24 protein-coding genes and 5 tRNA genes are annotated in these 25032 nt (G+C 69.4%); 23 read left to right on the top strand and 6 right to left on the bottom strand.

The features are described from left to right. Positions 1 to 26: 26 nt before the first annotated feature. Positions 27 to 533, top strand: a complete 507-nt coding sequence (locus ACFWGD_RS00415) for a ferritin (protein WP_377776552.1) — start codon at positions 27 to 29, stop codon at positions 531 to 533. A gap of 131 nt (positions 534 to 664) precedes the next feature. Here the strand turns inward: ACFWGD_RS00415 and ACFWGD_RS00410 are convergent. The 4 genes from ACFWGD_RS00410 to ACFWGD_RS00395 form a co-directional block, all read right to left on the bottom strand. Continuing rightward, positions 665 to 740, bottom strand: a tRNA-Gly gene (locus tag ACFWGD_RS00410). Positions 741 to 758: 18 nt separating this feature from the next. Further along, positions 759 to 833, bottom strand: a tRNA-Val gene (locus ACFWGD_RS00405). Positions 834 to 865: 32 nt separating this feature from the next. Beyond that, positions 866 to 936: transfer RNA gene (locus ACFWGD_RS00400), tRNA-Cys, on the bottom strand. A gap of 68 nt (positions 937 to 1004) precedes the next feature. Next, positions 1005 to 1077, bottom strand: a tRNA-Gly gene (locus ACFWGD_RS00395). 450 nt (positions 1078 to 1527) lie between these two features. Here ACFWGD_RS00395 and ACFWGD_RS00390 point away from each other — a divergent pair. The 14 genes from ACFWGD_RS00390 to ACFWGD_RS00325 all read left to right on the top strand — a co-directional run bounded on the left by ACFWGD_RS00390 (position 1528) and on the right by ACFWGD_RS00325 (position 14081). Further along, positions 1528 to 1599: transfer RNA gene (locus ACFWGD_RS00390), tRNA-Val, on the top strand. A 268-nt stretch (positions 1600 to 1867) separates the two neighbouring features. After that, positions 1868 to 2443, top strand: coding sequence for a copper resistance protein CopC (locus tag ACFWGD_RS00385; RefSeq protein WP_377776551.1), 576 nt, complete (start codon positions 1868 to 1870; stop codon positions 2441 to 2443). Positions 2444 to 2448: 5 nt separating this feature from the next. After that, positions 2449 to 3075, top strand: a complete 627-nt coding sequence (locus tag ACFWGD_RS00380) for a copper chaperone PCu(A)C (RefSeq protein WP_377776550.1) — start codon at positions 2449 to 2451, stop codon at positions 3073 to 3075. Between the two features lie 93 nt (positions 3076 to 3168). Continuing rightward, entirely contained in the window at positions 3169 to 4398 is a 1230-nt protein-coding gene (locus ACFWGD_RS00375) for a Dyp-type peroxidase (RefSeq protein ID WP_377776549.1), read from the top strand. Positions 4399 to 4488: 90 nt separating this feature from the next. Continuing rightward, positions 4489 to 6546 carry a threonine--tRNA ligase gene (gene thrS, locus ACFWGD_RS00370; protein ID WP_377776548.1) on the top strand — a complete coding sequence of 686 codons (2058 nt, stop codon included), beginning with the start codon at positions 4489 to 4491 and terminating at the stop codon, positions 6544 to 6546. Then, complete coding sequence (locus ACFWGD_RS00365; RefSeq protein ID WP_377776547.1) at positions 6518 to 7189, top strand: HIT family protein; 672 nt, start codon at positions 6518 to 6520, stop codon at positions 7187 to 7189. The genes thrS and ACFWGD_RS00365 overlap by 29 nt, the downstream gene beginning before the upstream one ends. 49 nt (positions 7190 to 7238) lie before the next feature. Beyond that, positions 7239 to 7901 carry a phosphatidylinositol phosphate synthase gene (pgsA, locus tag ACFWGD_RS00360; protein ID WP_377776546.1) on the top strand — a complete coding sequence of 221 codons (663 nt, stop codon included), beginning with the start codon at positions 7239 to 7241 and terminating at the stop codon, positions 7899 to 7901. Continuing rightward, the gene (locus ACFWGD_RS00355; protein WP_377776545.1) at positions 7898 to 8863 is read left to right on the top strand and encodes a phosphatidylinositol mannoside acyltransferase; all 966 of its coding nucleotides are present in this window, start codon (positions 7898 to 7900) and stop codon (positions 8861 to 8863) included. The genes pgsA and ACFWGD_RS00355 overlap by 4 nt, the downstream gene beginning before the upstream one ends. 1 nt (position 8864) lies before the next feature. Next, positions 8865 to 10004 (top strand): glycosyltransferase family 4 protein, encoded by a 1140-nt coding sequence (locus ACFWGD_RS00350; protein WP_377776544.1) that lies wholly within the window; start codon positions 8865 to 8867, stop codon positions 10002 to 10004. Further along, entirely contained in the window at positions 10001 to 10504 is a 504-nt protein-coding gene (locus tag ACFWGD_RS00345) for an NUDIX hydrolase (protein WP_377776543.1), read from the top strand. The genes ACFWGD_RS00350 and ACFWGD_RS00345 overlap by 4 nt, the downstream gene beginning before the upstream one ends. 118 nt (positions 10505 to 10622) lie before the next feature. Further along, complete coding sequence (pdxS, locus tag ACFWGD_RS00340; RefSeq protein ID WP_377776542.1) at positions 10623 to 11525, top strand: pyridoxal 5'-phosphate synthase lyase subunit PdxS; 903 nt, start codon at positions 10623 to 10625, stop codon at positions 11523 to 11525. Positions 11526 to 11639: 114 nt separating this feature from the next. After that, positions 11640 to 12530: an acyl-CoA thioesterase gene (locus tag ACFWGD_RS00335; protein ID WP_377776541.1), complete on the top strand. Its 891-nt coding sequence runs from the start codon at positions 11640 to 11642 to the stop codon at positions 12528 to 12530. Positions 12531 to 12612: 82 nt separating this feature from the next. Further along, on the top strand, positions 12613 to 13197 hold the full coding sequence (gene pdxT, locus ACFWGD_RS00330) for a pyridoxal 5'-phosphate synthase glutaminase subunit PdxT (protein ID WP_377776989.1): 585 nt from the start codon (positions 12613 to 12615) through the stop codon (positions 13195 to 13197). A 122-nt stretch (positions 13198 to 13319) separates the two neighbouring features. Further along, positions 13320 to 14081: a YebC/PmpR family DNA-binding transcriptional regulator gene (locus ACFWGD_RS00325; RefSeq protein ID WP_377776540.1), complete on the top strand. Its 762-nt coding sequence runs from the start codon at positions 13320 to 13322 to the stop codon at positions 14079 to 14081. Between the two features lie 83 nt (positions 14082 to 14164). Here the strand turns inward: ACFWGD_RS00325 and ACFWGD_RS00320 are convergent, their stop codons facing one another. Together ACFWGD_RS00320 and ACFWGD_RS00315 are read right to left on the bottom strand one after the other, a co-directional pair. Continuing rightward, complete coding sequence (locus ACFWGD_RS00320; protein WP_377776539.1) at positions 14165 to 15151, bottom strand: phosphotransferase family protein; 987 nt, start codon at positions 15149 to 15151, stop codon at positions 14165 to 14167. Next, on the bottom strand, positions 15139 to 15600 hold the full coding sequence (locus tag ACFWGD_RS00315; RefSeq protein ID WP_377776538.1) for a DUF3817 domain-containing protein: 462 nt from the start codon (positions 15598 to 15600) through the stop codon (positions 15139 to 15141). The genes ACFWGD_RS00320 and ACFWGD_RS00315 overlap by 13 nt, the downstream gene beginning before the upstream one ends. Positions 15601 to 15820: 220 nt before the next feature. On the opposite strand from ACFWGD_RS00315, the gene ruvC reads away from it, so the two are divergent. From ruvC to ACFWGD_RS00275, 8 genes are all read left to right on the top strand, one after another. Next, complete coding sequence (gene ruvC / locus ACFWGD_RS00310; RefSeq protein WP_377776537.1) at positions 15821 to 16372, top strand: crossover junction endodeoxyribonuclease RuvC; 552 nt, start codon at positions 15821 to 15823, stop codon at positions 16370 to 16372. Next, entirely contained in the window at positions 16369 to 17013 is a 645-nt protein-coding gene (gene ruvA, locus ACFWGD_RS00305; RefSeq protein ID WP_377776536.1) for a Holliday junction branch migration protein RuvA, read from the top strand. The genes ruvC and ruvA overlap by 4 nt, the downstream gene beginning before the upstream one ends. 39 nt (positions 17014 to 17052) lie before the next feature. Beyond that, complete coding sequence (gene ruvB / locus ACFWGD_RS00300; RefSeq protein WP_377776535.1) at positions 17053 to 18102, top strand: Holliday junction branch migration DNA helicase RuvB; 1050 nt, start codon at positions 17053 to 17055, stop codon at positions 18100 to 18102. Positions 18103 to 18196: 94 nt separating this feature from the next. Beyond that, positions 18197 to 18616, top strand: coding sequence for a preprotein translocase subunit YajC (gene yajC, locus ACFWGD_RS00295; protein WP_377776534.1), 420 nt, complete (start codon positions 18197 to 18199; stop codon positions 18614 to 18616). Between the two features lie 75 nt (positions 18617 to 18691). Further along, entirely contained in the window at positions 18692 to 20572 is a 1881-nt protein-coding gene (gene secD, locus ACFWGD_RS00290) for a protein translocase subunit SecD (RefSeq protein ID WP_377776533.1), read from the top strand. Between the two features lie 26 nt (positions 20573 to 20598). Continuing rightward, complete coding sequence (gene secF, locus ACFWGD_RS00285) at positions 20599 to 21954, top strand: protein translocase subunit SecF (RefSeq protein ID WP_377776988.1); 1356 nt, start codon at positions 20599 to 20601, stop codon at positions 21952 to 21954. A gap of 179 nt (positions 21955 to 22133) precedes the next feature. Then, positions 22134 to 22700, top strand: a complete 567-nt coding sequence (locus ACFWGD_RS00280; RefSeq protein WP_377776532.1) for an adenine phosphoribosyltransferase — start codon at positions 22134 to 22136, stop codon at positions 22698 to 22700. Continuing rightward, positions 22693 to 24954 (top strand): RelA/SpoT family protein, encoded by a 2262-nt coding sequence (locus ACFWGD_RS00275; RefSeq protein WP_377776531.1) that lies wholly within the window; start codon positions 22693 to 22695, stop codon positions 24952 to 24954. Before ACFWGD_RS00280 ends, ACFWGD_RS00275 begins: the two co-directional genes overlap by 8 nt. The last annotated feature ends 78 nt before the right edge of the window (positions 24955 to 25032 follow it).

Here is a 25032-nt window from a genome sequence, read left to right as displayed (position 1 = left end):
TATCGGCATACGCATATCCTTGCGGCATGCGACTCAACGACAAGCTCGAAAAGGCCTTCAACGACCAGGTGACCCTGGAGATGCAGGCGTCCAACGTCTACCGCCAGCTGGCCATCGAACTCGACCGCCTCGACCTCGGGGGCATGGCGCAGTGGATGCGCGCCCAGTCCGAGGAGGAGATCGTCCACGCCGAGAAGTTCATCGACCACCTCGCCGCCCGGGACAACCACGCCCGCCTGGGCGCCATCCCGGCGCCGGAGGTCAACGTGGCCAAGGCCATCGACGCCTTCCGCATCGCCCTCGAGCACGAGGAGAAGGTCTCCGCCTCCATCCGCGACCTGTGGAACCTCGCCGCCGACGAGCGCGACGTCGATTCCCGCCCGCTGCTGGACTTCTTCCTCAACGAGCAGATCGAGGAAGAGGACACCGTCCGCAACATCATCGGCCGCATCGAGCTGATCGGCGCCGACGGCCATGGCCTGCTGCGCATCGACGAGGAGCTCGGCGCCCGCCAGGAGGACCTTGGCGTCTAGTACGCCACGATTGCTTGACGACGAACCCGCCACCGCATGATCGACGCGGTGGCGGGTTTCGCCGTGGTGCCCGGGCAAGGAAAGTCCGGCAATGCAAAATCCCCGCCGGATCCGAAGATCCGGCGGGGAAGTGGAGCGGATGACGGGACTCGAACCCGCGACCCTCACCTTGGCAAGGTGATGCGCTACCAGCTGCGCTACATCCGCCTGAGGCACCAAGTGCCTTGGTGCGCGATACTGGGATCGAACCAGTGACCTCTTCCGTGTCAGGGAAGCGCTCTCCCGCTGAGCTAAACGCGCTTGTGCAGAAACTGCTTATGCAATTTGATGCGAGGTGGAAACGGGAATCGAACCCGTGTGCACGGCTTTGCAGGCCGTTGCCTCACCACTCGGCCATTCCACCGTGGCGTTGCCGCCTCTCGTGATTCACTCAGAAGTTATACCAGATGGTGTTGCTCCGGAGAAAATCCGAGCGGATGACGGGACTCGAACCCGCGACCCTCACCTTGGCAAGGTGATGCGCTACCAGCTGCGCTACATCCGCACTGCATTCCGTTGCGCTTGCCCGGTCTCCCGTGCCCCGCTTGCGGTGCGAGAAGAACATTAGCGGGATTCGCCGAAAATCCACAAATCCCCTGGATGTAAGCCGTTTCGCCTATCGGGCAGCGCGCAGCGCAGCGTGTGGAGCGCCGTGTGTGGGGCGCAGTCTGGGGCGGTGTCTGGGTGGGGGTCTGGGTTGGTGTCTGGTGTGTTGGGAGGAGCGGTGCCCGGTGCGGCGGGTTGAAGCTCATGCGCTCACCCGTTCGTGGAGGAGGTGGGCGCTCATCCTCTCGTGAAGGGTGGAGGGGTGCGCGCGAACCGTCGTCAAGCAATTGAGGTCGGGCAATGCCGGCCCCGCGCCGGCCCAAACACGCGGTGAACATGCGATTAGGCCGCCGATGGAAGGCGTGCTAACTTAATCACCCGTAAGCGGGAGCAACTCCCGACTACGTGCAGTCCCATAGCTCAGCGGAAGAGCGTTCCGTTCACACCGGAAAGGTCGCTGGTTCGAACCCAGTTGGGACTACCGCAACCGCCGGAGGTCAATCCTCCGGCGGTTTTTTCGTGCGCCCGCGGCCCGGGTCGCGGGTAGCGCGGATCACCCATGGGGTGATCGAAGTTAACGCATGTTCCGGTTACACTCGGGGGTATTCGCCGGGGAATCAACGATCATCACGGGAACCAATCGCGCTCATGCGCCGACTAGTTCACCGGATCGGGCGATGACGTCCGATTCACCCGAATCCCGTAATCGACGCGGCCGCCCGCGGCCATGGAGGACACTGCCGGTGCACATGCGCAACAAGTTCATCGGGCGTACGGCCATCGCCGCCACGCTCGCGACCGGGCTGGCGTTCGCGCCCGCACTCGGCGGGGCCGAGCAGGCGCCCGTCGCCCACGCACATGACTCCGTCATCGCCTCCGTGCCCGCCGATGGCCAGACGCTGGACGAATTCCCGCGGCGCATCGAGATGACCTTCTCCGGGGTCCCGCGCGACTCCTTCAACACGGTGGCGCTCAGCGACGCCGACTCGAAGGAGGTGCTGTTCACCGAACAGCCGACGCTGGACGGACAGGTCATCGCCGTCGACGTTCCCGAATCACTGGACCCGGGTCCCGGCGACTACGTCGTCGGATTCCAGATCACCTCGTCAGACGGGCACTCCACCCGCGGCAAACTGTCCTTCACCGTCGGCGACCAGAAGGTCGGCACGGCGGAGGAGAAGGCCCCCGACGCCGCGGCTGCCGGGGACACCCAGGAAGAGGAAGGCGGCGTGCCCACGTGGGCATGGATCGCCGGCGGCGGATTGATCGCCGTGATCCTCTCCGTCGTCGCCGGAGTGGCCGTCATCAACCGAAAGGCAGATTGATCCCCGTGAAGCTCCACCGCACCACCAAGGCCCTCGTCGCCGGCTCCGCCGCGATCGCCCTCGTCCTCGCCGGATGCTCGGCCGACGACTCCGCGGACACCACCGCCGCCAACGGCAGCGCCACCACGTCCGCCGATTCCACCGAGGCCGAGGCGTCGTCCGCCGTGACCTTCGAGGAGTCCTACATCAAGGAGAAGCCGGCCGACAAGGAGATGACCGGCATCTTCGGCGTGCTGAAGAACCACACCGACGAAGACCTCGACCTCGTTTCCTTCCGCATTGAGGGCCTGGCCGAGGGCACCTCCTTCGAACAGCACACCGTCACCGACGGCAAGATGGTCGAGGTCGAGGGCGGCCATTCGATCCCGGCCGGCGGCGAGCACGAAATGGCCCCGGGCGCCGACCACCTGATGATCATGGACAACGGCGAGGCCATGGAGCAGGGCGAGCAGTACACCCTGGTCCTGGAGTTCTCCGACGGCTCGACCCTGACCCAGGACATCGAGGTCCGCGTCCAGCCGGCCGGCGAGGAGGACTACGCGCCGGACGGGTCCCTGTCCAACCCGGGCATGGGCGAGGACGGCCAGATGACCAACATGAACACCGGCGACGACGAGCACGCCGGACACTAGGCCGCAAAAGCCGGGACCACCATCCCGGTTCGGCCGGGCCCGGACGGGTCCGGCCGGCACCACAGCACATCGAGAACCAGGAGCATCACCCCCATGAGCAGCAACCTGTCCCGCCGCCGTTTCCTCACCGGACTCGGGGCGGGCGCGGGGGCCGGCGCGCTCGGCGTCGCCGCCGCGGGAAATGCCGCCGCCATCGGGCTCGAACGCGAGCCCGACGAACCGGAGCTGCCCCCGCTGCAGACGCAGACCGTCGAGTTCGACGGCGAGCACCAGGCGGGCATCGCCACCCCGGCGCCGGCCAACCTCTGGTTGATCGCGTTCGACATCAAGGACGACGTCGACCGGACCCGGCTGCGCCGGCTCATGCGGGTGTGGACGCAGGATGCGCGGCGCATGGCCAAGGGCGAGGCCCCGCGCACCGACCTGGAACCCGAGATGTACGAGGCCCCGGCGAACCTGACCTTCACGCTGGGGCTCGGCCCGAACTTCTTCATTGCCGCCGACCGCGAGGACGTCAAGCCCGAGTGGCTCGACCCGCTGCCGGAGTACCCGACCGACCAGTTGCGCGAGGAATGGAACGACGGCGATCTGTGCCTGCAGATCTGCTGCGATGATCCGCTGATGCTGTCGCACGCGGCGCGGTTCATGATCAAAAACGGTGCACCGTACCTGGACGTGCGGTGGGTGCAGTCCGGCTTCCTCAACGCCAAGGGCGCCAAGGAACCGACGGCGACCCCGCGCAATCGTTTCGGTCAGCTCGACGGCACGGTCAATCCCCGCGAGGAGAACGACTTCGACCGCGTCGTGTGGATCGAATCCGGCCCCGATTGGCTGCGCGGCGGCTCTGCGATGGTGGTGCGCCGCATCGAAATGGACATCGACGGCTGGGACATCCTCGACCGGCCCAGCCGCGAAGAGGTCGCCGGCCGCACGCTGGACACCGGCGCACCCCTGGGCCAGGAAAACGAGTTCGACCCGGTCGATTTGGAGGCCACCGACGAGTACGGGCTGCCGGTCATCGACCGCAACAGCCACGTCGCCCGCGCCATGCCGCCGCGGCAGTACCCGAACCAGCAGATCCTGCGTCGCGTCTACAACTACGACCTGCCGCCGGAGCCGGACGGGCGCTTCACGTCCAACACCGGCCTGGTCTTCATCTGCTACCAGAAGGATCCCCTGGAGCAGTTCCACCCGATCCAGGAACGCCTGGCGGAGGCCGACCGCCTCAACGAGTGGACGTTCCACATCGGTTCGGCGGTGTTCGTCATGCCGCGCGGCACCACCGGCGACGAGTACTGGGCCCAGGACCTCCTGGAAGACTGACCGGCCCCGGGGCGCTAAGGTTGTGGGGTCCGCGGGGGTCGCCAGGTATGCGACACCCGCCCGATTCCGCCAGAAGGAGCCACGCCAGCCGTGTCCGAAGCAATCACCATCCCCGCCCCGTTCACCGTCCCCGCGGGCGTCGCCGCCGGTGCCGCCATGCGGGACCTGGGTTACCCGAACAAGGGTCCCGACGCCATCGTCTGCGTCCGCGACCCGCAGGGTGACCTGCGAGACCTGTCCTACGTTCCGGCCGCCGACGAGACCGTCGAGCCCGTCGCCGCGAACACGGAGGACGGCCGCGGGGTCATCCGCCACTCGACCACCCACGTGCTGGCGCAGGCCGTGCAGGCGGAATTCCCCGGCACGAAGCTGGGCATCGGCCCGGCGATCGACGGCGGCTTCTACTACGACTTCGACGTCGCCGAGCCGTTCACGCCGGAGGATCTCAAGCGCATCGAAAAGCGCATGAAGAAGATCATCAAGTCGGGCCAGAAGTTCGAGCGCTTCGTCTTCGAGTCCCCGGACGACGCGTCGGCGCAGCTGGCGGCCGAGCCGTACAAGCTCGAGCTCATCGCCGACAAGTCCTCCGGCGACATCGACGCCAACGAGGACGCGACGGTCGACGTCGGCGGCACCGAGCTGACCGGCTACCGCAACGTCAACCCCCGCACGGGCGACACCGAGTGGTTCGACCTGTGCCGCGGCCCGCACGTGCCCACCACCCGCTACATCCCGGCGTTCACGCTGACCCGTTCGTCGGCGGCCTACTGGCGCGGCGACCAGGCCAACGCCGGCCTGCAGCGCATTTACGGCACCGCGTGGGAGTCCAAGGAGTCCATGGACGCCCACCTGGACATGCTGCTGGAGGCCGAGAAGCGCGACCACCGCCGCCTCGGCTCGGAGCTGGACCTGTTCAGCTTCCCGGACGAGATCGGTTCGGGCCTGCCGGTGTTCCACGTCAAGGGCGCCATCATCCGCAACGAGATGGAGCAGCATTCCCGCCGCCGCCACCTCGAGGGCGGGTACGACTTCGTCACCACCCCGCACCTGACCAAGGGCGACCTGTTCGAGCAGTCGGGCCACCTGGGCTTCTACAAGGAGGGCATGTTCCCCCCGATGAAGCTCGACGGCGAGTACGACGCCGACGGCAACTGCACCAAGCAGCCGCAGGACTACTACGTCAAGCCGATGAACTGCCCGATGCACAATCTGGTGTTCGGGTCGCGCGGCCGTTCGTACCGTGAGCTGCCGCTGCGCATGTTCGAGTTCGGCACGGTGTACCGCTACGAGAAGTCGGGCGTCGTCCACGGCCTGACCCGCGCCCGCGGCTTCACTCAGGACGATGCCCACATTTACTGCGAGGAGTCCCAGCTCGAGTCGGAGCTGACCACGGTCCTGGAGTTCATCATCTCCCTGCTCAAGGACTACGGCCTGGACGACTTCTACCTGGAGCTGTCCACGAAGGATGAGAAGAAGTTCGTCGGCTCGGACGAGATCTGGGAGCGCTCCACGGCGATCCTGCAGCGGGTCGCGGATGCGTCGGGCCTCGACCTCGTGCCGGACCCGGGCGGGGCGGCGTTCTACGGCCCGAAGATCTCGGTCCAGGCCCGCGATGCCATCGGCCGCACGTGGCAGATGTCCACGGTGCAGCTGGACTTCAACATGCCCGAGCGCATGAACCTGGAGTACACGGCGTCGGACGGCACGAAGAAGCGTCCCATCATGATCCACCGCGCGCTGTTCGGCTCCATCGAGCGCTTCTTCGGCGTGCTGCTGGAGCACTACGCCGGCGCGTTCCCGGCGTGGCTGGCGCCGGAGCAGGTCGTGGGCATCCCGGTGGCCGACGATTGTGTCCCGCACCTGGAGGCCTTCGCCAAGGAGCTGAAGTCCCGCGGCCTGCGCGCGCACGTAGACGTCTCCGATGACCGCATGCAGAAGAAGATCCGCAACCACACGCAGGCGAAGGTGCCGTTCATGGTGCTGGCCGGCGCGCGCGACGTGGAGGCCGGCGCGGTGTCGTTCCGTTTCCTCGACGGCTCCCAGATCAACGGCGTGCCGGTGGCCGAGGCCGCCGATCTCATTGCCGGCTGGGTCGCGGAGCGGATCAACGATCAGCCCAATGGGGACAACATTGCTTCGCGACGCTGACGGGCACCCCTCCGACGCCATGGTCGACCGTGGCGCGGGCGAGCCCGACCGACTCGAACGCCTGTGGGCGCCGTACCGGATGCACTACATCGCGGACAACGGCGCCTCGAAGGCGCAAGCCGATTCCGAGCCCGATTCCAAGGCCGATTCCAATGCCGATTCCGCCGCCCCTTCGGGTGACGGGGCCGGCGAGGGTGCCGGCGGATCGTCGTCAAGCGAGACCCGATCGCGCAACCCGTTCGTCGACCTGCCGAAGCGCTCCGACGAGGACGCGCTGATCGTGGCGCGCGGCGAGTGGGTGTACTGCGTGCTCAACCTGTACCCGTACAATTCCGGGCATCTCATGGTCGTGCCGTACCGCCAGGTGGCCAACCTGGAGGACCTCACCGACGAGGAGATGGCGGAGCTGATGGCGTTCGGGCAGCGGGCGATCCGCACCTTGAAGAAGGTGTCGCGGCCGCACGCGCTCAACGTCGGGTTCAACCTGGGCCGCGCGTCCGGCGGATCCGTGGGGGAGCACCTGCACATGCACGTGGTCCCGCGCTGGTCCGGAGACTCCAACTTCATGACCGTCATCGACGGCGTCAAGGTGCTGCCGCAGATGCTGCGCGACACCCGCGCCATTCTGGTCGAAGCCTGGTAGCGCCAGCCCAGATTCAGCCACAGCCGAAGATCAACCGAGAGGACCGACAATGCTCAGCGCGCACGGCCGCAGGCCCATCGCCCCCGTCGTCGAGCCGATCGCCCGCCGGCTGAACTCTATGGGCGTGTCGCCCAACGCGATGACGGTCTTCGGCACGGTCGCGGCCATCGCGATCTCGGTGACGCTGATCCCCACCGGGCACCTGTTCGCGGCGGCTGTGCTGACCGGCCTGTTCGCGGCGTTCGACCTGCTCGACGGAACGATGGCGCGGTTGCGCGGCGGCGGCACCCGCTTCGGCGCGGTGCTCGACGCCAGCTGCGACCGCATCACCGACGGCGCCCTGTTCGGCGCGATCCTGTGGTGGGTGTTCCATTCGCACGGTGCGGCGGGGCACTTGATCGTCGCGGTGCTCATTTGCCTGGTCGCCGGCCAGGTGACGTCCTACGTCAAGGCCCGCGCCGAGGCGTCCGGGTTCACCGTCGACGGTGGCCTGGTCGAGCGCCCGGAGCGCCTGATCATCGCGTTGGTCGGCATCGGTTTCGAGGGCCTGGGCGTGCCGTGGGCGGTGGAGATTTCCATGTGGCTGCTCGCCGCCGGTTCCGTGATCACGGTGCTCCAGCGCCTGGTCATGGTCGGCCGCGGCGCCGGCGCCGGTGACCCGATCGCCCCGCCCAAGGGCGCGCGCGACGGTGCGGCGGAGGAGCGCGCATGAGGCTGCCCCGCACCCGGGAGGACCTGGCCGCGCTGGGCTACTTGGCCGGCTGGAAGCTCGTGGGCAAGCTGCCCGAGCGCCCGGTGATGTGGGCGGCGATGAAGGCCGCCGATCGGTTTTCCGGTGATGGCCGGGGTCCGGCGCAGCTGCGCCGCAACCTCGCGCGCGTGACGGGCCTGCCCGCCGACGACGTCCCCGACGCCCTGGTCCGGGCCTCCATGCGCAGCTACGTGCGCTATTGGGTCGAGGCGTTCCGGTTGCCCGCCATCGCGGGCCCGGAGCTGGCCGACCGCGTCGCCGGCATGATCCGCGGCCGCGACCTGCTCGACGAGTCGGAGGCCGCCGGACGCGGCATCATCCTGCTGGTCACCCATTCCGGCAATTGGGACATGGCGGGGATGTGGGCCGCGCGGCGGTTCGGGGGATTCACCACGGTCGCCGAGCGCCTGCGCCCCGAAGAGCTTTACGACGCCTTCGTGGATTTCCGGGAAGGCCTCGGATTCGAGATCCTGCCGCTGACCGGAGGGGAGCCCCCGATGGCGGGATTGCGCACGCGGCTGGATGCCGGTGGCGTGGTCGCGCTCGTCGGCGAACGCGACTTCGGCGGCCGTGGTGCGGAGGTCGACTTCTTCGGAGAGAAGACCGTCATGCCCATCGGTGCGGCGCAGCTGGCCCGGGATACGGGCGCCGCGCTCCACGTGGCCGGCCTGTGGTTCGACGGCGACGAATGGGGGCTCAAGGTCCACCCGGCCGTGCCCGCCGAGGGCCGCGAGTTGGCCGACGTCGTGCAGGATTGCGCGGCGCTCATGGAATCCGACATCGCCGCCCACCCCGCCGACTGGCACATGCTGCAGCCGCTGTGGACGGCGGACCGGGAGGCGCGGAGACGTCGCAAAGCAGAGGCGCAGGAGCGCGACTCCGACGGGGACCCGGCCCCGGATCGTCCGGCGGGGGAGGCCTGACATGCGCATCGGAATGGTCTGCCCGTATTCGTTCGACGTGCCCGGCGGCGTGCAGGCGCACGCGATCGACCTGTGCGAGGAGTTCCGCGCGCGCGGCCACGACGTCAGCCTGATCGGCCCCGCGGGCCCGACGGCGGAGGTGCCCGACTTCGTCGAGCGCGGCGGCCGCGCCATCCCCATCCCGTACAACGGCTCCGTGGCGCGGCTGGCGTTCGGGCCGGTGACCGCGCGGAAGGTGCGGCGCTGGATCGACGAGGGAAACTTCGATGTGCTGCACATCCACGAGCCCAATTCGCCGAGCTACTCCATGCTCGCCGTGCGCGCCGCCGTCGGGCCGATCGTGGCCACGTACCACTCGGCGGCGACGCAATCGCTGGCGCTCAAGCTGGCCACGCCGTTTTTGCGGCCGATGCTCGAGCGCATCCGCGGCGGCATCGCCGTGTCCGAGGTCGCTCGGCGCTGGCAGGTCGAGCAGCTCGGGGGAGACCCGGTGCTCGTGCCCAACGGCGTGCGCGTGGCGGACTACGCCGCGGCCCCCGATGCCGCCGGCGTGCCGGAGATCGGGGCGCCGGAGCCGGGCGTGCGGCGCCTGGTGTTCCTGGGGCGTTTCGACGAGCCCCGCAAGGGCCTGCCGGTGCTGCTCGACGCGGTGCCGGCGATTCGGCGGGTGTTCCCGCAGCTGGAGATCCTGGTCATCGGCGACGGCGACCGGGCACAGGCGGTGCGCCGCGCCGGCGAGCATGCCGACGTCCTGCGCTTCACCGGCCGCGTCTCCGAGGAGGCCAAGGCCGCCGCGCTGAAGTCCGCGGACGCCTACATCGCACCGCAGCGCGGCGGCGAGAGCTTCGGCATCGTGCTCGTCGAGGCCATGGCGGCGGGTGCCGCGGTGATCTCCTCGGACCTCGACGCCTTCCGCCTGGTCCTCGACGACGGCCGCTTCGGCGATCATTTCCGCAACGGCGATTCCGCCGACCTCGCGCGGACAACAATCGCCCTGCTTTCCGACGATGACCGCCGCGCCGAGCTCGTGGCCTCCGGGCACGAGAGGGCGTGGGAGTTCGATTGGTCGTCGATCGCCGATAAGGTGCTGCAGGTCTACGACACCGTCCGCATGGACGGGGAAAAGGTGGTCGTCTCGTGATTCTCGTGCCGTGGTGGGCAGTGGTGCTCGCGATCCTGGCCGCGGTCCTGCTCGTCGCCGCGCTGCTGGCGTCGGCCACCGCCACGCGCCTGAACAGGATGCACGTGCGCGCCGACCTCGCGCGGGCTTCGCTGGAGGCGGCGCTGGGCCGGCGCGGCGCGGTGGCCCGTGCGGCGTACCCGGAGCTCGGCGCCGACGTGGCGCGGGCGGAGTCGCGGCGGTTGACCGCCGCCGACCCGCACGCCCGGGCCGATGCGGAGAACACCCTCGGCGCGAAGCTCGCCGAGGCGCTGGATGCCCGCCCGCCGGAGCCGGCGCTGGCCATCGAGCTGCACGACGCGACCACCCGCGTGGAGCTGGCGCGGCGCTTCTACAACGAGGCCGTCACCGACACCCGGATGCTGCGGATGCGTCCGCTGGTCCGCGGCCTCCGCCTGGCCGGCACGGCGCCGATCCCCGAGTACTTCGACGTCTCCGTCGAGGCGCCCCAGGGGCGTTGAACGAAGTTCGGGGCCGATAGACGGCACTGTCTATTACCGGGTCTATAGTTGTCAGTCACCGGGCGCATCGCGCCGGGGACACGAACACCGGATTGAACCTCCCAGAAAGCAGGTTTCGTTGACCACCTCCGACAACAACACCAGCCACGGCACCGCCCGCGTCAAGCGCGGCTTGGCCGAGATGCTGAAGGGCGGCGTCATCATGGACGTCGTCACCCCGGAGCAGGCGAAGATCGCCGAGGACGCCGGCGCGACCGCCGTCATGGCGCTCGAGCGCGTGCCCGCCGACATCCGCGCCGAGGGCGGGGTGTCGCGCATGTCGGACCCGGACATGATCGAGGGCATCATCGAGGCCGTGTCCATCCCCGTGATGGCCAAGGCCCGCATCGGCCACTTCGTCGAGGCGCAGGTCCTGCAGTCCCTGGGCGTCGACTTCATCGACGAGTCCGAGGTGCTCACCCCGGCCGATTACGCCAACCACATCGACAAGTTCGAGTTCACCGTGCCCTTCGTCTGCGGCGCCACGAACCTGGGCGAGGCCCTGCGCCGCATCAACGAGGGCGCGGCGATGATCCGCTCGAAGGGCGAGGCCGGCACCGGCGACGTCTCCAACGCGGTGACCCACATGCGCACCATCCGCGGCGAGATCAACCGCCTGAAGTCGATGGCCCCCGATGAGCTGTACGTGGCGGCCAAGGAGCTGCAGGCCCCGTACGAGCTCGTCCGCGAGGTCGCCGAGAAGGGCAAGCTCCCCGTGGTGCTGTTCACCGCCGGCGGCATCGCCACCCCGGCCGACGCCGCGATGATGATGCAGCTCGGCGCCGAGGGCGTGTTCGTCGGCTCGGGCATCTTCAAGTCCGGCAACCCCTCGGAGCGCGCGAAGGCCATCGTCCAGGCCACGCAGCACTTCGACGACCCGAAGGTCGTCGCCGACGTGTCCCGCGGCCTCGGCGAGGCGATGGTCGGCATCAACGTCGACGAGATCCCGCAGCCGCACCGCCTGGCCGAGCGCGGCTGGTAGCCCCTCTCGGGGCGCGCCCGTCCGCGCCCCGTACATCAGCGCCCGCATCACGCGCCGCACGGCCGGGTTCGCCCCGGCTGCGCGGCGCGTGACGGCGTAAGTGATACTGGAACCATGCCCGACATCCGCGAAGTGCTCGATCTGGAGCGCATCGACCGCGACATCTACCGCGGCCCAGTCATCGAATCGGTCCTGCAGCGCACGTTCGGCGGCCAGGTCGCCGGCCAGGCGCTGGCGGCTGCGACGCGCACGGTGGACAACGAGTTCACGGTCCACTCGCTGCACGCCTATTTCGTCGGCCCCGGCCGGCCGCACATCCCGACCATCTACTCGGTGGATCGGATCCGCGACGGCCGGTCCTTCGTGCACCGGCACGTCCGCGCGGTGCAGGATGGCCGCACCATCTTCATGATGCAGGCCAGTTTCCACCGCCGCGGCGACACCGGCATCGAGCATTCGGACCGCATGCGCGACGTGCCGGCCCCCGAGGACGTCGTCGTCGACGTCGCCGCCATGCCCCGTGCCCGCCGCCTGCTGTTCCAGGAGTGGTCGGACTGGGACATCCGCGTCGTGCCCCCGGAGCAGTTCACGCACAACCCGTATACGCCGTCGCAGCAGGTGGTGTGGTTCCGCGCCAAGGACCGGCTTCCCGACGACGAGACCTTCCACGTCTCCACCCTGGCGTACATGTCCGACATGACGCTGCTGTCCTCGGCGAAGGTCCCGCACCCGGGAGCGAAGATCCAGGAGGCGAGCCTGGACCACGCGATGTGGTTCCTGCGCCCGTTCCGCGCCGACGAATGGTTGCTCTATGACCAGGTGTCGCCGTCGGCCCACGCCGGTCGCGCTCTGACCCATGGCCGGATCTTCAATCGCTCGGGGGAGCTCGTTGCCGTCGTCACGCAGGAAGGACTTACCAGGAACCTGCCGCCGGGCATGGAGGGCATGGACCCGGTGCCGTTCACGCCCGCGTCGAAGTCGAAGCTGGGGGAGAACATTGACTGAGTCTAGGTCCGAGTCTGAGTCTGGGCCCGAGCCCGACGCCCGCACCGGCACGAGCGCCGAATCAAGCCCCGTCGTCGGCGTCCTGGCCCTGCAGGGCGGCGTCATCGAGCACGAGCGCGTCCTCGACGAGCTCGGCGTCGCGCACCGCAAGGTCCGGCTCCCGGAGCACCTCGACGGCCTGTCCGCACTGATCCTGCCGGGCGGGGAGTCGACGACGATGTCCAAGCTCATGCGCTTCAACGGCTTGCTCGAGCCGCTTTGCGACGCCCTGCGGGACGGTCTCCCGGCGTTCGGCACGTGTGCGGGGATGATCCTGTTGGCCTCGTCGGTGCTGGACACCCGCGAGGATGCGGTGCAGCTGGGCGCGCTCGATGCGACGGTGCGGCGCAACGCCTTCGGCCGGCAGGTGGACTCGTTCGAGACGGACCTCGCCTTCGACGGCATCGACGGCCCCGTCCCGGCGACGTTCATCCGCGCGCCGTGGGTCGAGGCCCTCGGCGATGGCGTTCAGGTGCTGGCCACGGTGCCCGAAGGGCCCGCCGCCGGTGCGATCGTCGCCGTGCGCGACGGTGCGGTGATGGCCACGAGCTTCCACCCGGAGGTCGACGGCGACGTCCGCGTGCACCGGCTGTTCCTGCGCGAGTGCGCCGGGCTCGACGTCGGCTGATCTATTCCCGCGGGCGCTGCCTGTATAATTTGCACGGCCGCCGGAAATGGTCCGGCGGACCGGTCGGCCCCGGTCGAGGGGCCATCGGCATCCTCGAGACAAAAGGGAGTTTGGACCAGCAGATGGCGGGCCATTCCAAGTGGGCGACCACCAAGCACAAGAAGGCGGCCAACGATGCCAAGCGGGGCAAGGAATTTGCCAAGCTGATCAAGAACATCGAGGTCGCGGCGCGCACCGGCGGTGGCGACCCTACGGCCAACCCGACGCTGGACGACATGATCCGCAAGGCCAAGAAGGCCTCGGTCCCCAACGACAACATCGAGCGGGCCCGCAAGCGCGGTTCCGGCGAGGAAGCCGGCGGCTCGGACTGGGAGACCATCGTCTACGAGGGCTACGCCCCGGGCGGCGTCGCCGTCATCGTGGAGTGCCTGACGGACAACCGCAACCGTGCGGCGTCCGACGTGCGTTCGTCGTTCAACAAGCAGAACGGCAACATGGCCGATTCCGGTTCGGTGTCGTACATGTTCGAGCGCAAGGGCGTCGTCGTCGTGCCGAAGGGCGCCGAGTCGGAGCTCACCGAGGATGACCTGCTCATGGCCGTGCTGGACGCCGGTGCGGAGGAGGTCAACGATCTCGGGGAGAACTTCGAGGTGGTCAGCGCCTTCACCGACCTGATGTCCGTGCGCACCGCGCTCGTCGACGCCGGCATCGAGTACGACTCCGCCGAGCAGGACTACCGTGCCGGCACCGAGGTCGAGCTCGACGCCGATGGCGCGAAGAAGTTCCTGCGCCTGGTCGATGCGCTGGAGGATTCCGACGACGTGCAGAACGTCTACTCCAACGCCGACATCTCCGACGAGGTCCTCGCCGAGCTCGACGACTAGCCGTTTCGGCGGGTTCGCGGGGCTCGCCGGGTTCCCAGGGACCGCCGGGTTCCCGGCGTGCGCCGGAACTCCCGGCGGACCCGCTATCGCCCCATCGACTCCAGTGCGCGCCCGAACAGGGCGCGCGCAGTCGTTTCCGGGGTCCTTCCGGTGACCACGTGGTCGGCCAGGAGGAACACGGCGTCCCACCGCGAGTAGATCGCGGCGCGGCGCTCGAGATCGGCGTCGGCGGCGGCGAGGTCGGAGACCACCCGCGCGTGCAGATCGGGGGAGATGCCGGCCAGATGTGCGACGTCGATGGCGGGGTCGGCCAGCGTCATGTCGGAGAAGTCGATGACGCCGAGACTGCCCCGGCCGGCAGTGTCATCCCAGCGCAGGTGAGTCTCGTGCAGGTCGCCGTGGATGAGCCGAGGCGCCACCGGATCGGTGATGAAGGTGGCCTCGGCCTCGGCCATGATGGTCCCGGTCAGCTCCGCCTCCCGCGCATCGAGGATGGGCAGCACATGCTCGTCGACGGTCTTTGCCAATGTTGAGTGCTTGATCGGGAACCACGACGCGCCCACGCCGGCCAGCAGTGATTCGGCAGTTCCGATGCCGCCCAGGCCGTCATGGCCGTCAATGCCGGCGGCGTCGATGCCGTGGATGGCATCGAGGGTGGCCGCGAGGTGGGCGGCGATGGTGCGGCGGTGGGCGTCGTCAAGCAAGCCCCACACGCGATCCGACAGTGGCTCGCCGGGGATGTGGCGGGCCAGGGTGAGGCTGTCGCCATCGGTGGCCAGCGCCCGGGGCACTGCGGCGGGGGCGCGGTGGTCGACCGCGGCGAGCACCCCGGCCTCGACGTCGGCGCGGCCGACCACGCCCGGTGCGGTGGCCAGGCGGGCGACGACGGTGAGGGGTTCGGCCGTGGTGGCACCGGCAGAACCGGGAACGCCCGTAGCCCCCGACAGCACCGCGACGTGGTGGTCGAGGCCCTGATCGGGGATCTCGGCGTGTTGCCACGTCAGGCCGGGGAATGCCTCCCGGGCGGCGGCGAGGACGTCGGTGCGGTCGCCGCCCGTCAGTTGAACCACTCGGTCGGCTTGCCGGCGTTGAGCAGGATGGTGAACACGATGGCCACGCCGACGAGGATGACCACGGCGGCGGCGACGGGGTTGCGCACGATGGGGGCGAGGATCTTCTCCGGCAGGGTGCGCGGGGCCTCGTCGGTGTCGCGGAAGCGCCACGGGCCGTCGAGCTTGCCGGCGCGCTCGGTGGCGCGCTCGAACGGGACGGTCATGTAGGGGATCACGGCCGAGGCCAGGCCCAGGACGCCGCGGCCGAAGGACCAGCGCTGGTTGACCCACACGAGGACGGTGACCACCGCGTACGACAGGAACACGAAACCGTGGATCGAACCGCCGATGCGGGTGGCCAGCGGCATGTCGGCGGCGTACTTGAGGATCAGCCCGATGATCAGGATGGTCCAGGTGACCATCTCGGCCAGTGCGAGCTTGCTGTACAGGGATTTGGGCGTGTCCATGACCCCACAAATTACGTGGTCGCACCCTCCGCGACCAAGACGGGCCCGCCCTCCGACTTTCGGTTGCCCCTGGCGCGCCGGTCCGGGGAAGGGCTTGCTTTGCGACGATGGCGCACACCTGTTCGGATGATGTGGTAAGAATGGGGCGGACGCGGCGGCCGGAATCGGCGGGCCGTGATCGCAGTTGGAGGCGGCGGCCGGGAATGAAGGTCGGAGCACGATGCCGCAGTTGGCGGAGGACGACCGGGAAAGCGGGGAAGCGGTGACCATTCGGGTCATGGGTATCGATCCGGGATTGACCCGGTGCGGTTTGTCGGTCGCCGATGGCGGCCGCGGCCGGGCCGTGACGCCGGTGGCGGTCGGCGTGGCGCGCACCCCGTCGGATCTCGACCTGCAGGACCGTCTGCTGCGGTTGTCCAACGCCGCAGAGGAGTGGATGGACCGGTACGAACCCGACGTCGTGGCCATCGAGCGCATCTTCGAGCGCGGCAACGTATCCACCGTCATGCAGACCGCCCATGCCGTCGGCGTGCTCATGCTCGCCGCGGCCCGCCGCGGGCTGCCGGTGCACATGTACACGCCGTCGGAGGTCAAGAAGGCGCTGACCGGCAACGGCCGCGCCGACAAGGCGCAGATGACCACGATGGTCACGCGGATCCTGGGGTTGTCCGAACCCCCGAAACCGGCGGATGCCGCCGACGCGCTCGCGTTGGCCATCTGCCATTGTTGGCGGGCGCCGTTGCTGGCGCGCGCGAAGGAGGCATTGCGATGATCGCATCGGTGCGCGGCACCGTCATCGACCTGGGCGCGGCCCACGTCGTGATCGAATGCGGCGGCGTCGGCCGGTTGGTCACCGTCACCGCGCGGACCGCGGGGACGCTGGTCCGCGGCGAAGAGGCTTTCGTGCTGACCACTCTGGTGGTCCGCGAGGATGCGATGACGCTCTACGGATTCGCGTCGGCCTCCGAACGCGAGATGTTCGAACTGCTGCAGACCGTGTCGGGGTTGGGCCCGCGATTGGCGATGGCCGTGCTGCAGGTCCTCGATCCCGGCGACATCGCCGCCGCCGTGGCCGCCGGCGACGCCAAGCGCCTGCAGTCGGCCAGTGGCGTCGGCAAGCGCATGGCCGAGCGGATGCTCGTCGAGCTCAAGGACAAGGTCGCGGCCTTCGCGGTGCCGGCCGGCATGGGCGCCGACGGTGCCGGCGACGGTGAGGGTGGCGCAGCGTCGGCCAGGCTTGGCGCCAACGCCCAGGCCCCGGCCGCCGACGCGGACCAGGTCGTCGGCGCGCTGACGGGGCTCGGTTTCCGCGAGCAGGAGGCTTCCGCGGCGGTGTCCGATGTGCTCGCCGCCGATCCGTCGCTGGACACCTCGGCCGCCCTGCGTGCGGCGCTGAAGGCGTTGGGCGCGTGACCCGGGGAAGAGGCCGCACGACGAATAGGATGATCGATCATGTCTGATGTGGAGCGCACCGAGTTCAATCTCCCCGACCAGCGCGACGTCGACGCACGCGCGCAGTCGGCGGAGGTCGACGCCGAAGTCAGCCTCCGGCCGAAATCGCTCGACGAATTCATCGGCCAGCCCAAGGTCCGCAGCCAGCTCGAGCTCGTCCTCGGCGGCGCCCGGGGCAGGGGAGTCACGCCCGACCACATCCTGCTCTCGGGCCCGCCGGGCCTGGGCAAGACGACGATGGCCATGATCATCGCCCAGGAGCTGGGCACGTCGCTGCGCATGACGTCCGGCCCCGCCCTCGAGCGCGCCGGCGATCTGGCCGCGATGCTGTCGAACCTCATGGAGGGCGACGTCCTCTTCATCGACGAGATCCACCGCATCGCCCGGCCGGCCGAGGAAATGCTCTACATGGCCATGGAGGACTTCCGCATCGACGTCATCGTGGGCAAGGGCCCCGGTGCGACGTCGATCCCGTTGGAGATCCCGCCGTTCACGCTCGTCGCCGCGACGACGCGGTCGGGCATGCTCACCGGCCCGCTGCGCGACCGCTTCGGCTTCACCGCGCAGATGGAGTTCTACGACGTCCCCGATCTGACGAAGGTGGTCACCCGCGCCGCGGGCATCCTCGGCGTCGACGTCAGCGCCGATGCGGCGGTGGAAATCGCCTCGCGGTCGCGCGGCACGCCCCGCATCGCCAACCGTCTGCTGCGCCGCGTACGCGACTTCGCCGACGTCCACGCCGGCGGCGTCATCGACGTCGGCGCCGCCCGGGCCGCACTGCTGGTCTTCGACGTCGACGAACTCGGGCTCGACCGGCTCGACCGCGCCGTCCTCGACGCGCTGGTCAGGGGCCATGGCGGCGGCCCCGTCGGCGTCAACTCCCTGGCGCTGGCCGTCGGCGAGGAGCCCGGCACCGTCGAGGAAGTCTGCGAGCCGTACCTGGTGCGCGCCGGCATGATCGCGCGGACGTCGAGGGGGCGCATCGCCACGACCACCGCGTGGCGCCACCTCGGCCTGGAGCCGCCGGAGGGCACCATCGGGCTGGGATGAGCGCGACGTGCGGGGACGCCCGTCCGGGTGAGCCACGTCTCAACCGGCACGGGGTTCGCGGCGGCGCGGGGGCCAGACGTTAGACTCTCCGCTCATGGACCCGATTCTCCTTCTCATCCTCATGGTCGTTCTGTTGGCTCTGCCCATCTGGACGACCTTCCGCCAGAACAAGCAGCTGCGCCAGATCCGCGAGATGCAGTCCCGCCTCGCCCCGGGCGCCGAGGTGCTCACCGGCTCCGGCCAGCACGGCATCGTCGTCGCAGTGGACGAGAAGACGGTCGACCTCGAAATCGCCGAGGGCATCGTCACCCGCTGGGAGCGCGCCGCCATCGTCCGCAACGTCAACGAAGAAGAGGCCAAGGCCGCCGGCCAGCCCGCCCCCGAAACCGTGCAGAACGAGCAGGTCCTGCAGACTGAGCAGGCCGCCCCGGCCGATCACGCCGACCAGGTCGAGCAGGCCGATCCGATCTCGGAGACCGATGCCCGGGCCGCCAAGCGCGGCGATGCCGTCTAAGAAGGCACCGCCGGCCCGTCGTCAAGCACGGTCCGACGCAGGTCCACCGACCCCGTACACCCCCAGGAGTTCCCCTTGGCAAGCTCATCCCGCGGCGCCAACCGCGGTTTCCGCGCGAAATGGCCGCAGTGGTCGCTGCTGCTGTTCGTCGCCGTGCTCGTGCTGACCTACGTGCTGGTGTTCTTCACCGGCAATCGCGAGGCAACGCCGAAGCTCGGCATCGACCTGCAGGGCGGCACCCGCGTCACCCTCGTCCCGCAGGGCGAGCAGCCCACGCAGGACCAGCTCGACCAGGCGCGCCGCATCCTCGAAAACCGCGTCAACGGCATGGGCGTCACCGGCGCCCAGGTCGTCGCCGACGGCGACACGCTGGTGATCACGGTGCCCGGCGAGGACTCGCAGGAGGCCCGCGCCCTCGGCCAGACCTCCCAGCTGTTCTTCCGCCCCGTCGCGCAGATGGAGGCCCCGGACCCCTCGGCGCTGGCCGGCAAGACCCTCGAGATCGCCAATGACTGGGTGTCCGTCGGCCTGATCTCCCCGGAGGAGGCCAACGCGGGGCTCAAGGAGCTCAATGAGTCGCTCAGCGCCGATCTGGAGCGCACAAAGACGATGTTCGAGGAGCAGAACCCCGGCGAGCCCGTCCCCTCGGAGCTGCAGTTCGAGGTCGGCGAGCCCGGCACGGTCAGCGAAGAGGCGCCCGCGGAACCCGCCAACTCCGTCGAGGCGGCCGAGCGCCGCGAACGCGTCCGCGACGTCCTGCTGGCCACCCGCCAGTCCGACGATCCGACGACGATGTTCGCCGTCCAGGGCCTCATGCGCTGCGACGACCCGGAGGCGACCGACCCGCTGGCCGGCGCGGACGACCCGTCGAAGCCGCTGGTGACCTGCGACCCGAATACCCCGGGCGCCGCCATGCTGCTCGACCCGGCACCGCTGCTCGTCGGCGAAACCGACGAGGTCGGCGGCAAGCGCCTGTCGGGCGATGACATCGACACCGACGCGCCGATCAACGGCGGCTACGACCAGCAGTCGGGCGAGGTCCAGGTGTCCTTCAGCTTCAAGTCCGGCAACAACGACGCCGGCGGCCGTACCTGGACCCAGCTGACCACCGATTACCTGCAGCGCCAGGTGGCCATCGTGCTGGACTCCGAGGTCATTTCCGCCCCGGTGATCCAGGACGCGACCCCGGTCGGCCAGGCCACCCGCATCACCGGCGACTTCAGCATCGACGAGGCCCAGACGCTGGCCAACAACCTGCGCTACGGCGCACTGCCGCTGAGCTTCGCCGGCGAGGACGGCGAGCCCGGCGGCACCGCGACGACCATCCCGGCCACCATGGGTTCGGCGTCGCTGTCGGCGGGCGTGCTCGCCGGCCTGGTGGGCATCGGCCTCATCGTGCTCTACGCCCTGGCCCTGTACCGCGGCCTCGGCGCGATCTCGATCATCTCGCTGGCCGCCTCGGGCGCCATGATCTACGGCGTCCTGGTCCTGCTGGGCCGCTGGATCGGGTACTCGCTCGACCTGGCCGGCATCGCCGGCATCATCATCTCCATCGGCACCACCGCCGACTCCTTCATCGTCTTCTTCGAGCGCATCAAGGACGAGCTGCGCATCGGCCGGACCTTCCGCTCCGCGGTGCCGCACGCCTGGCGCAGCGCCAAGCGGACGATCCTCGCCGGCAACTTCGTGTCGGTCATCGCGGCCGTGGTGCTCTACGTGCTCGCCGTCGGCGACGTCCGCGGCTTCGCGTTCACGCTCGGCCTGTCCACGATCTTCGACATCCTCACCGCCTTCCTGGTGACCGCGCCGCTGGTGATCCTAGCCACGCGCAAGTTCCCGGGCCTGGCGAAGCCGTCGATGAACGGGTTCGGTTCGGTGATGAAGCTCGCCTCGGACCGGGGCGCCAACCGTCGTAAAGCGGGCCAGGCCCGCACCGAGCTCCAGGAGGCGAAGTGACCATGTCGGATAACCGGAACATTGCGGTGGCCGATTCGGCCACCGACATCGACGAGCGGGACCGGACCGTCGCCGACCGCGGCTTCTTCACCCGGCTGTACACGGGTTCGGGCGGCATCGACGTCGTGGGCAAGCGCCGCACCTGGTACTGGATCACCGCCGTGGTCCTGCTCGTGTGCATCGCCGCCATGGCCTTCCGCGGCTTCGCGCTGGGCATCGACTTCGAGGGCGGCACCCGAATGACCATGCCGCCGGCCGGCGTCAGCGAGGAGCAGGCGGAGGAGGTCTTCGAGGAGGCCACCGGCGTCGCCCCGGACCTGGTGCAGATCATCGGCGCCGGCGACGCCCGCGTGCTGGAGATCACCTCCGAGCGCCTCGGCGAGGACACCATCAACGAGGCCCGCATGGCCCTCTACGACGAGTTCCAGCCGGTCGACGCCCGCGGCGAGGCCACGCCGGACGCCATCGGCGACTCCACCGTCTCCGAATCGTGGGGCGGCGCGGTCACCGAGCGCATGATCCTGGCCATGGCCGTGTTCCTGGCGCTGGTCTTCGCCTACATCGCGTTCCGCTTCGAGCGCGACATGGCCATCGCGGCCATCGGCGCGCTGGCCATCGACGGCATCGTCATCGCCGGCATCTACTCGCTGGTCGGCTTCGAGGTCACGCCGGCGACGGTCATCGGCCTGCTGACCGTGCTGTCGTTCTCGCTGTACGACACCGTCGTCGTCTTCGACAAGGTCCGCGAGAACACCGCCGGCTTCCGCCAGTCGACCCGCCGCACGTACGCGGAGCAGGTCAATCTGGCGGTCAATCAGACGATCATGCGCTCGATCAACACGACGGTGTCGTCGCTGCTGCCGATCATCGCGCTGATGATCATCGCCGTCGGCCTGCTGGGCGTGGGCACGCTGCGCGACCTGGCGCTGGTGCAGGTCATCGGCATCGTGCAGGGCACGTTCTCGTCGATCTTCCTCGCGGCGTCGTTCCTGGTGTCGCTCAAGCGCCGCCAGAAGTCCTTCGCCGAGCACGACCGGAAGGTTGCCGCGGCCCGCGCCGATGGCACGGCCCCCGGTTTCGGCGACGGCGACGGCCAGGTCGTGGAGGCCTCCGCGTCCCCGGCCGCCGCGGCCGTCGAGTCGGCCACCTTGCGTGACGACGACGCACCCGCACCCGCTCCGGCCCGCCGCTCGATTGCGACGCCCACGCCGCCGACTCGCGGAGTCGCGGAGGGCGCCACGGCCCCGGAGGCTCCTGCGGCCCCGAAGAAGTCCGGCCCCAATAAGTCCGGCCCGAGTGCGGCCGACGACATCGCCGGCGGTGCCCCGGGCGCCGCCGGGGGAGACGGGCCGCGCCCGTCGACCTGGCGCCCCGGACGCTGACGGGACAGACCGGCCCGCCCGGAAAGCATTGTGCTTTCCGGGCGGGCCGCCGCCGTTTCCGGGGGAGCCCGGGGTCATGCCCGTGGCGTGCACGTCGCGTGGAAAGATGAGGGTAACGTTGTCGCGACAACGCCTCGAGGCCGAGTTTTGCTCCCGTTTCCCTGAAAGCGAGGATCTCCGTGGGATATGAAAACGCGCGGGCCGCACTTGACGATCTGATCCGATTGGTGCCCGATTTCCCGACCGACGGCGTCCTCTTCGAGGACCTCACCCCGGTGCTGGCGGACCCGGAGGGGTTCCGCCTCATCGTCGACGAGGTCGCGGAGGCGTGCGAGGGATTCGGCGCCGACGTCATCGGCGGCCTGGACGCGCGCGGATTCCTCATCGGCTCCGCGGTGGCCTACCGCATGGGGCTGGGCGTGCTGGCGGTGCGCAAGAAGGGCAAGCTGCCCCCGCCGGTGCACACGGAGTCCTACGACCTCGAATACGGGTCGGCGGCCCTGGAGGTCCCGGCCTCGGGCCTGGACCTGGAAGGCAAGCGCGTCGTCCTCGTCGACGACGTCCTGGCCACCGGCGGCACCATGGCCGCGGCGCGGGCCCTCCTGGAAAAGTGCGGCGCCGAAGTCACCGGCCTGTGCGCGGTGCTCGAGGTCCCGGGCCTTGGCGGCCGCGACAAGCTGTCCGAGCTGCCGCTGTACGTGGTCAACGGCACCGCCGAGTCTGCTTCTGGGGCGGAGAATGGCTGATCGTTCGCCGCGCCGCTACGGTGCACGACTCGCCCGCAGCCTGACGGGCGCCCGGACGAAGGTCAACCCGGTCCTCGATCCGCTGGTGGCCATCCACCGCGAGGTCCATCCCCGCGCGGATCTGTCGCAGCTCCAGCGCGCGTACGACGTCGCGGAGAAGCTCCACGAGGGCGTCAAGCGCAAGTCCGGCGAACCGTACATCACCCACCCGCTGGCCGTGGCGACGATCGCCGCGGAGATCGGCATGGACACCACGACGCTGGTCGCCGCGCTGCTCCACGACACGGTGGAGGACACCGACTATTCCCTCGATGACCTCACCGCCGATTTCGGCCCGGAGGTCGCGCGCCTGGTCGACGGCGTGACCAAGCTGGACAAGGTCGCGCTGGGCTCGGCCGCCGAGGGCGAGACGGTGCGGAAGATGGTCGTGGCCATGAGCCAGGATCCCCGCGTGCTGGTGATCAAGGTCTGCGACCGCCTGCACAACATGCGCACCATGCGCTTCCTGCCGCCGGAGAAGCAGGCGAAGAAGGCCCGCGAGACCCTCGAGGTCATCGCGCCGTTGGCCCACCGCCTGGGCATGGCCAGCGTGAAGTGGGAGCTGGAGGACCTTTCCTTCGCCATCCTGTACCCGAAGAAGTACGACGAGATCGTGCGGCTGGTCGCCGACCGCGCCCCGCAGCGCGACCGCTACCTCAAGCAGGTTTCCGACGAGGTCACCGCCGATCTGCGCGAGGCGCACATCGAGGCCGTCGTCATGGGCCGGCCGAAGCACTACTGGTCGATCTACCAGAAGATGATCGTCCGGGGCCACGACTTCGACGAGATCTTCGACCTCGTGGGCATCCGCGTCCTCGTGGACACCACCAAGGACTGCTACGCCGCCATGGGCGCGGTGCACTCGCTGTTCCAGCCGATGCCGGGACGCTTCAAGGACTACATCTCGGCCCCGCGCTTCGGGGTGTACCAGTCGCTGCACACGACGGTGATCGGTCCGGGCGGCAACGCCCTGGAGGTGCAGATCCGCACCCACGAGATGCACTACAACGCCGAATACGGCATTGCGGCGCATTGGCGGTACAAGGAGACGAAGGGCTCGCACAAGGGCGACTCCGCCGAGGTCGACCAGATGGCGTGGATGCGCCAGCTGCTCGACTGGCAGCGGGAGGCCGCCGACCCCAACGAGTTCCTCGACTCGCTGCGCTACGACCTCGCCTCCAACGAGATCTTCGTGTTCACGCCCAAGGGCGACGTCATGACGCTGCCCATGGACGCCACGCCGGTCGACTTCGCCTACGCGGTGCACACCGAAATCGGCCACCGCTGCATCGGCGCGAAGGTCAACGGCAAGCTCGTTGCCCTCGAATCGGCGTTGAAGACCGGCGACCGCGTCGAGGTGTTCACCTCCAAGGACCAGCATTCGGGCCCGTCGAAGGACTGGGCGTCGTTCGTCAAGTCCCCGCGCGCCAAGGCGAAGATCCGCCAGTGGTTCGCCAAGGAACGCCGCGAGGAGGCACTCGACGCCGGCCGCGACGCCCTGGCCGCCGAGGTCCAGCGCGGCGGCCTGCCCATGCACCGCCTGTTCACGCCGCAGACGATGAAGCAGATCGCCTCGGAGCTCAACTTCGCCGACGTCGATGCGCTGTACACGGCCATCGGCGAGGGCACGGTCGGCGCCAAGCACGTCACCAACCGCCTGATGGCGCAGTTCTCCAGCAAGGACGACGCCGAGGATCAGCTCGCCGCCCGTACGCCGCTGTCGAAGCTGCAGGCCCCGGAGAAGCGCCGCCGCGCCGACGGCGCCGGCGTCCTGGTCGCCGGGTCGGCGGACATGATGGCCAAGCTGGCCAAGTGCTGTACCCCGGTGCCGGGCGACGAAATCTTCGGGTTCGTCACCCGCGGCGGCGGCGTCAGCGTCCACCGCACGGACTGCACGAACGCCGCGAAGCTGAAGGAAGAGCCCGAGCGCCTCATCGACGTCGAGTGGGCCAGCGATTCCTCCGGCGCGGTCTTCACCGTCACGGTGCAGATCGAGGCGCTGGACCGCCATGGCCTGCTTTCCGAGATCACCCGCACGATCAGCGAGCAGAAGGTGTCCATCATCGCCACCTCCTCGCACACCGCGGAGGACCGGGTGGCGGTCATGCGCTTCACGTTCGAGGTCTCGGACATCAAGCAGCTCGGCTACATCATCTCCGTGCTGCGCGGCATCGAGGGCGTCTACGACGTCTTCCGCGTCACCAGCGGAGGGTAGGGCGCCTCACTCCCGCGCCTGCTTCGCAGGTCTTTGCTTGACGACGAAAACCGGCCCCGCACAGTGATGTGCGGGGCC

It is taken from the genome of Corynebacterium sp. NPDC060344 (assembly GCF_042725215.1).
Classification (GTDB): domain Bacteria; phylum Actinomycetota; class Actinomycetes; order Mycobacteriales; family Mycobacteriaceae; genus Corynebacterium.
This window is presented reverse-complemented; position numbering and strand designations above follow the sequence as displayed.

Excerpts from the sequence above, each read along its gene's own strand:
- yajC (WP_377776534.1), top strand. The coding sequence starts at position 18,197 with ATGGACCCGATTCTCCTTCTCATCCTCATGGTCGTTCTGTTGGCTCTG.
- pgsA (WP_377776546.1), top strand. The coding sequence starts at position 7,239 with ATGCTCAGCGCGCACGGCCGCAGGCCCATCGCCCCCGTCGTCGAGCCG.
- ACFWGD_RS00385 (WP_377776551.1), top strand. The coding sequence starts at position 1,868 with ATGCGCAACAAGTTCATCGGGCGTACGGCCATCGCCGCCACGCTCGCG.
- ACFWGD_RS00350 (WP_377776544.1), top strand. The coding sequence starts at position 8,865 with ATGCGCATCGGAATGGTCTGCCCGTATTCGTTCGACGTGCCCGGCGGC.
- ACFWGD_RS00335 (WP_377776541.1), top strand. The coding sequence starts at position 11,640 with ATGCCCGACATCCGCGAAGTGCTCGATCTGGAGCGCATCGACCGCGAC.
- ruvC (WP_377776537.1), top strand. The coding sequence starts at position 15,821 with ATGCCGCAGTTGGCGGAGGACGACCGGGAAAGCGGGGAAGCGGTGACC.
- ruvA (WP_377776536.1), top strand. The coding sequence starts at position 16,369 with ATGATCGCATCGGTGCGCGGCACCGTCATCGACCTGGGCGCGGCCCAC.
- ACFWGD_RS00415 (WP_377776552.1), top strand. The coding sequence starts at position 27 with ATGCGACTCAACGACAAGCTCGAAAAGGCCTTCAACGACCAGGTGACC.
- ACFWGD_RS00355 (WP_377776545.1), top strand. The coding sequence starts at position 7,898 with ATGAGGCTGCCCCGCACCCGGGAGGACCTGGCCGCGCTGGGCTACTTG.
- ACFWGD_RS00315 (WP_377776538.1), bottom strand. The coding sequence starts at position 15,600 with ATGGACACGCCCAAATCCCTGTACAGCAAGCTCGCACTGGCCGAGATG.
- ACFWGD_RS00375 (WP_377776549.1), top strand. The coding sequence starts at position 3,169 with ATGAGCAGCAACCTGTCCCGCCGCCGTTTCCTCACCGGACTCGGGGCG.
- ACFWGD_RS00325 (WP_377776540.1), top strand. The coding sequence starts at position 13,320 with ATGGCGGGCCATTCCAAGTGGGCGACCACCAAGCACAAGAAGGCGGCC.
- ACFWGD_RS00365 (WP_377776547.1), top strand. The coding sequence starts at position 6,518 with ATGGGGACAACATTGCTTCGCGACGCTGACGGGCACCCCTCCGACGCC.
- ACFWGD_RS00275 (WP_377776531.1), top strand. The coding sequence starts at position 22,693 with ATGGCTGATCGTTCGCCGCGCCGCTACGGTGCACGACTCGCCCGCAGC.
- ruvB (WP_377776535.1), top strand. The coding sequence starts at position 17,053 with ATGTCTGATGTGGAGCGCACCGAGTTCAATCTCCCCGACCAGCGCGAC.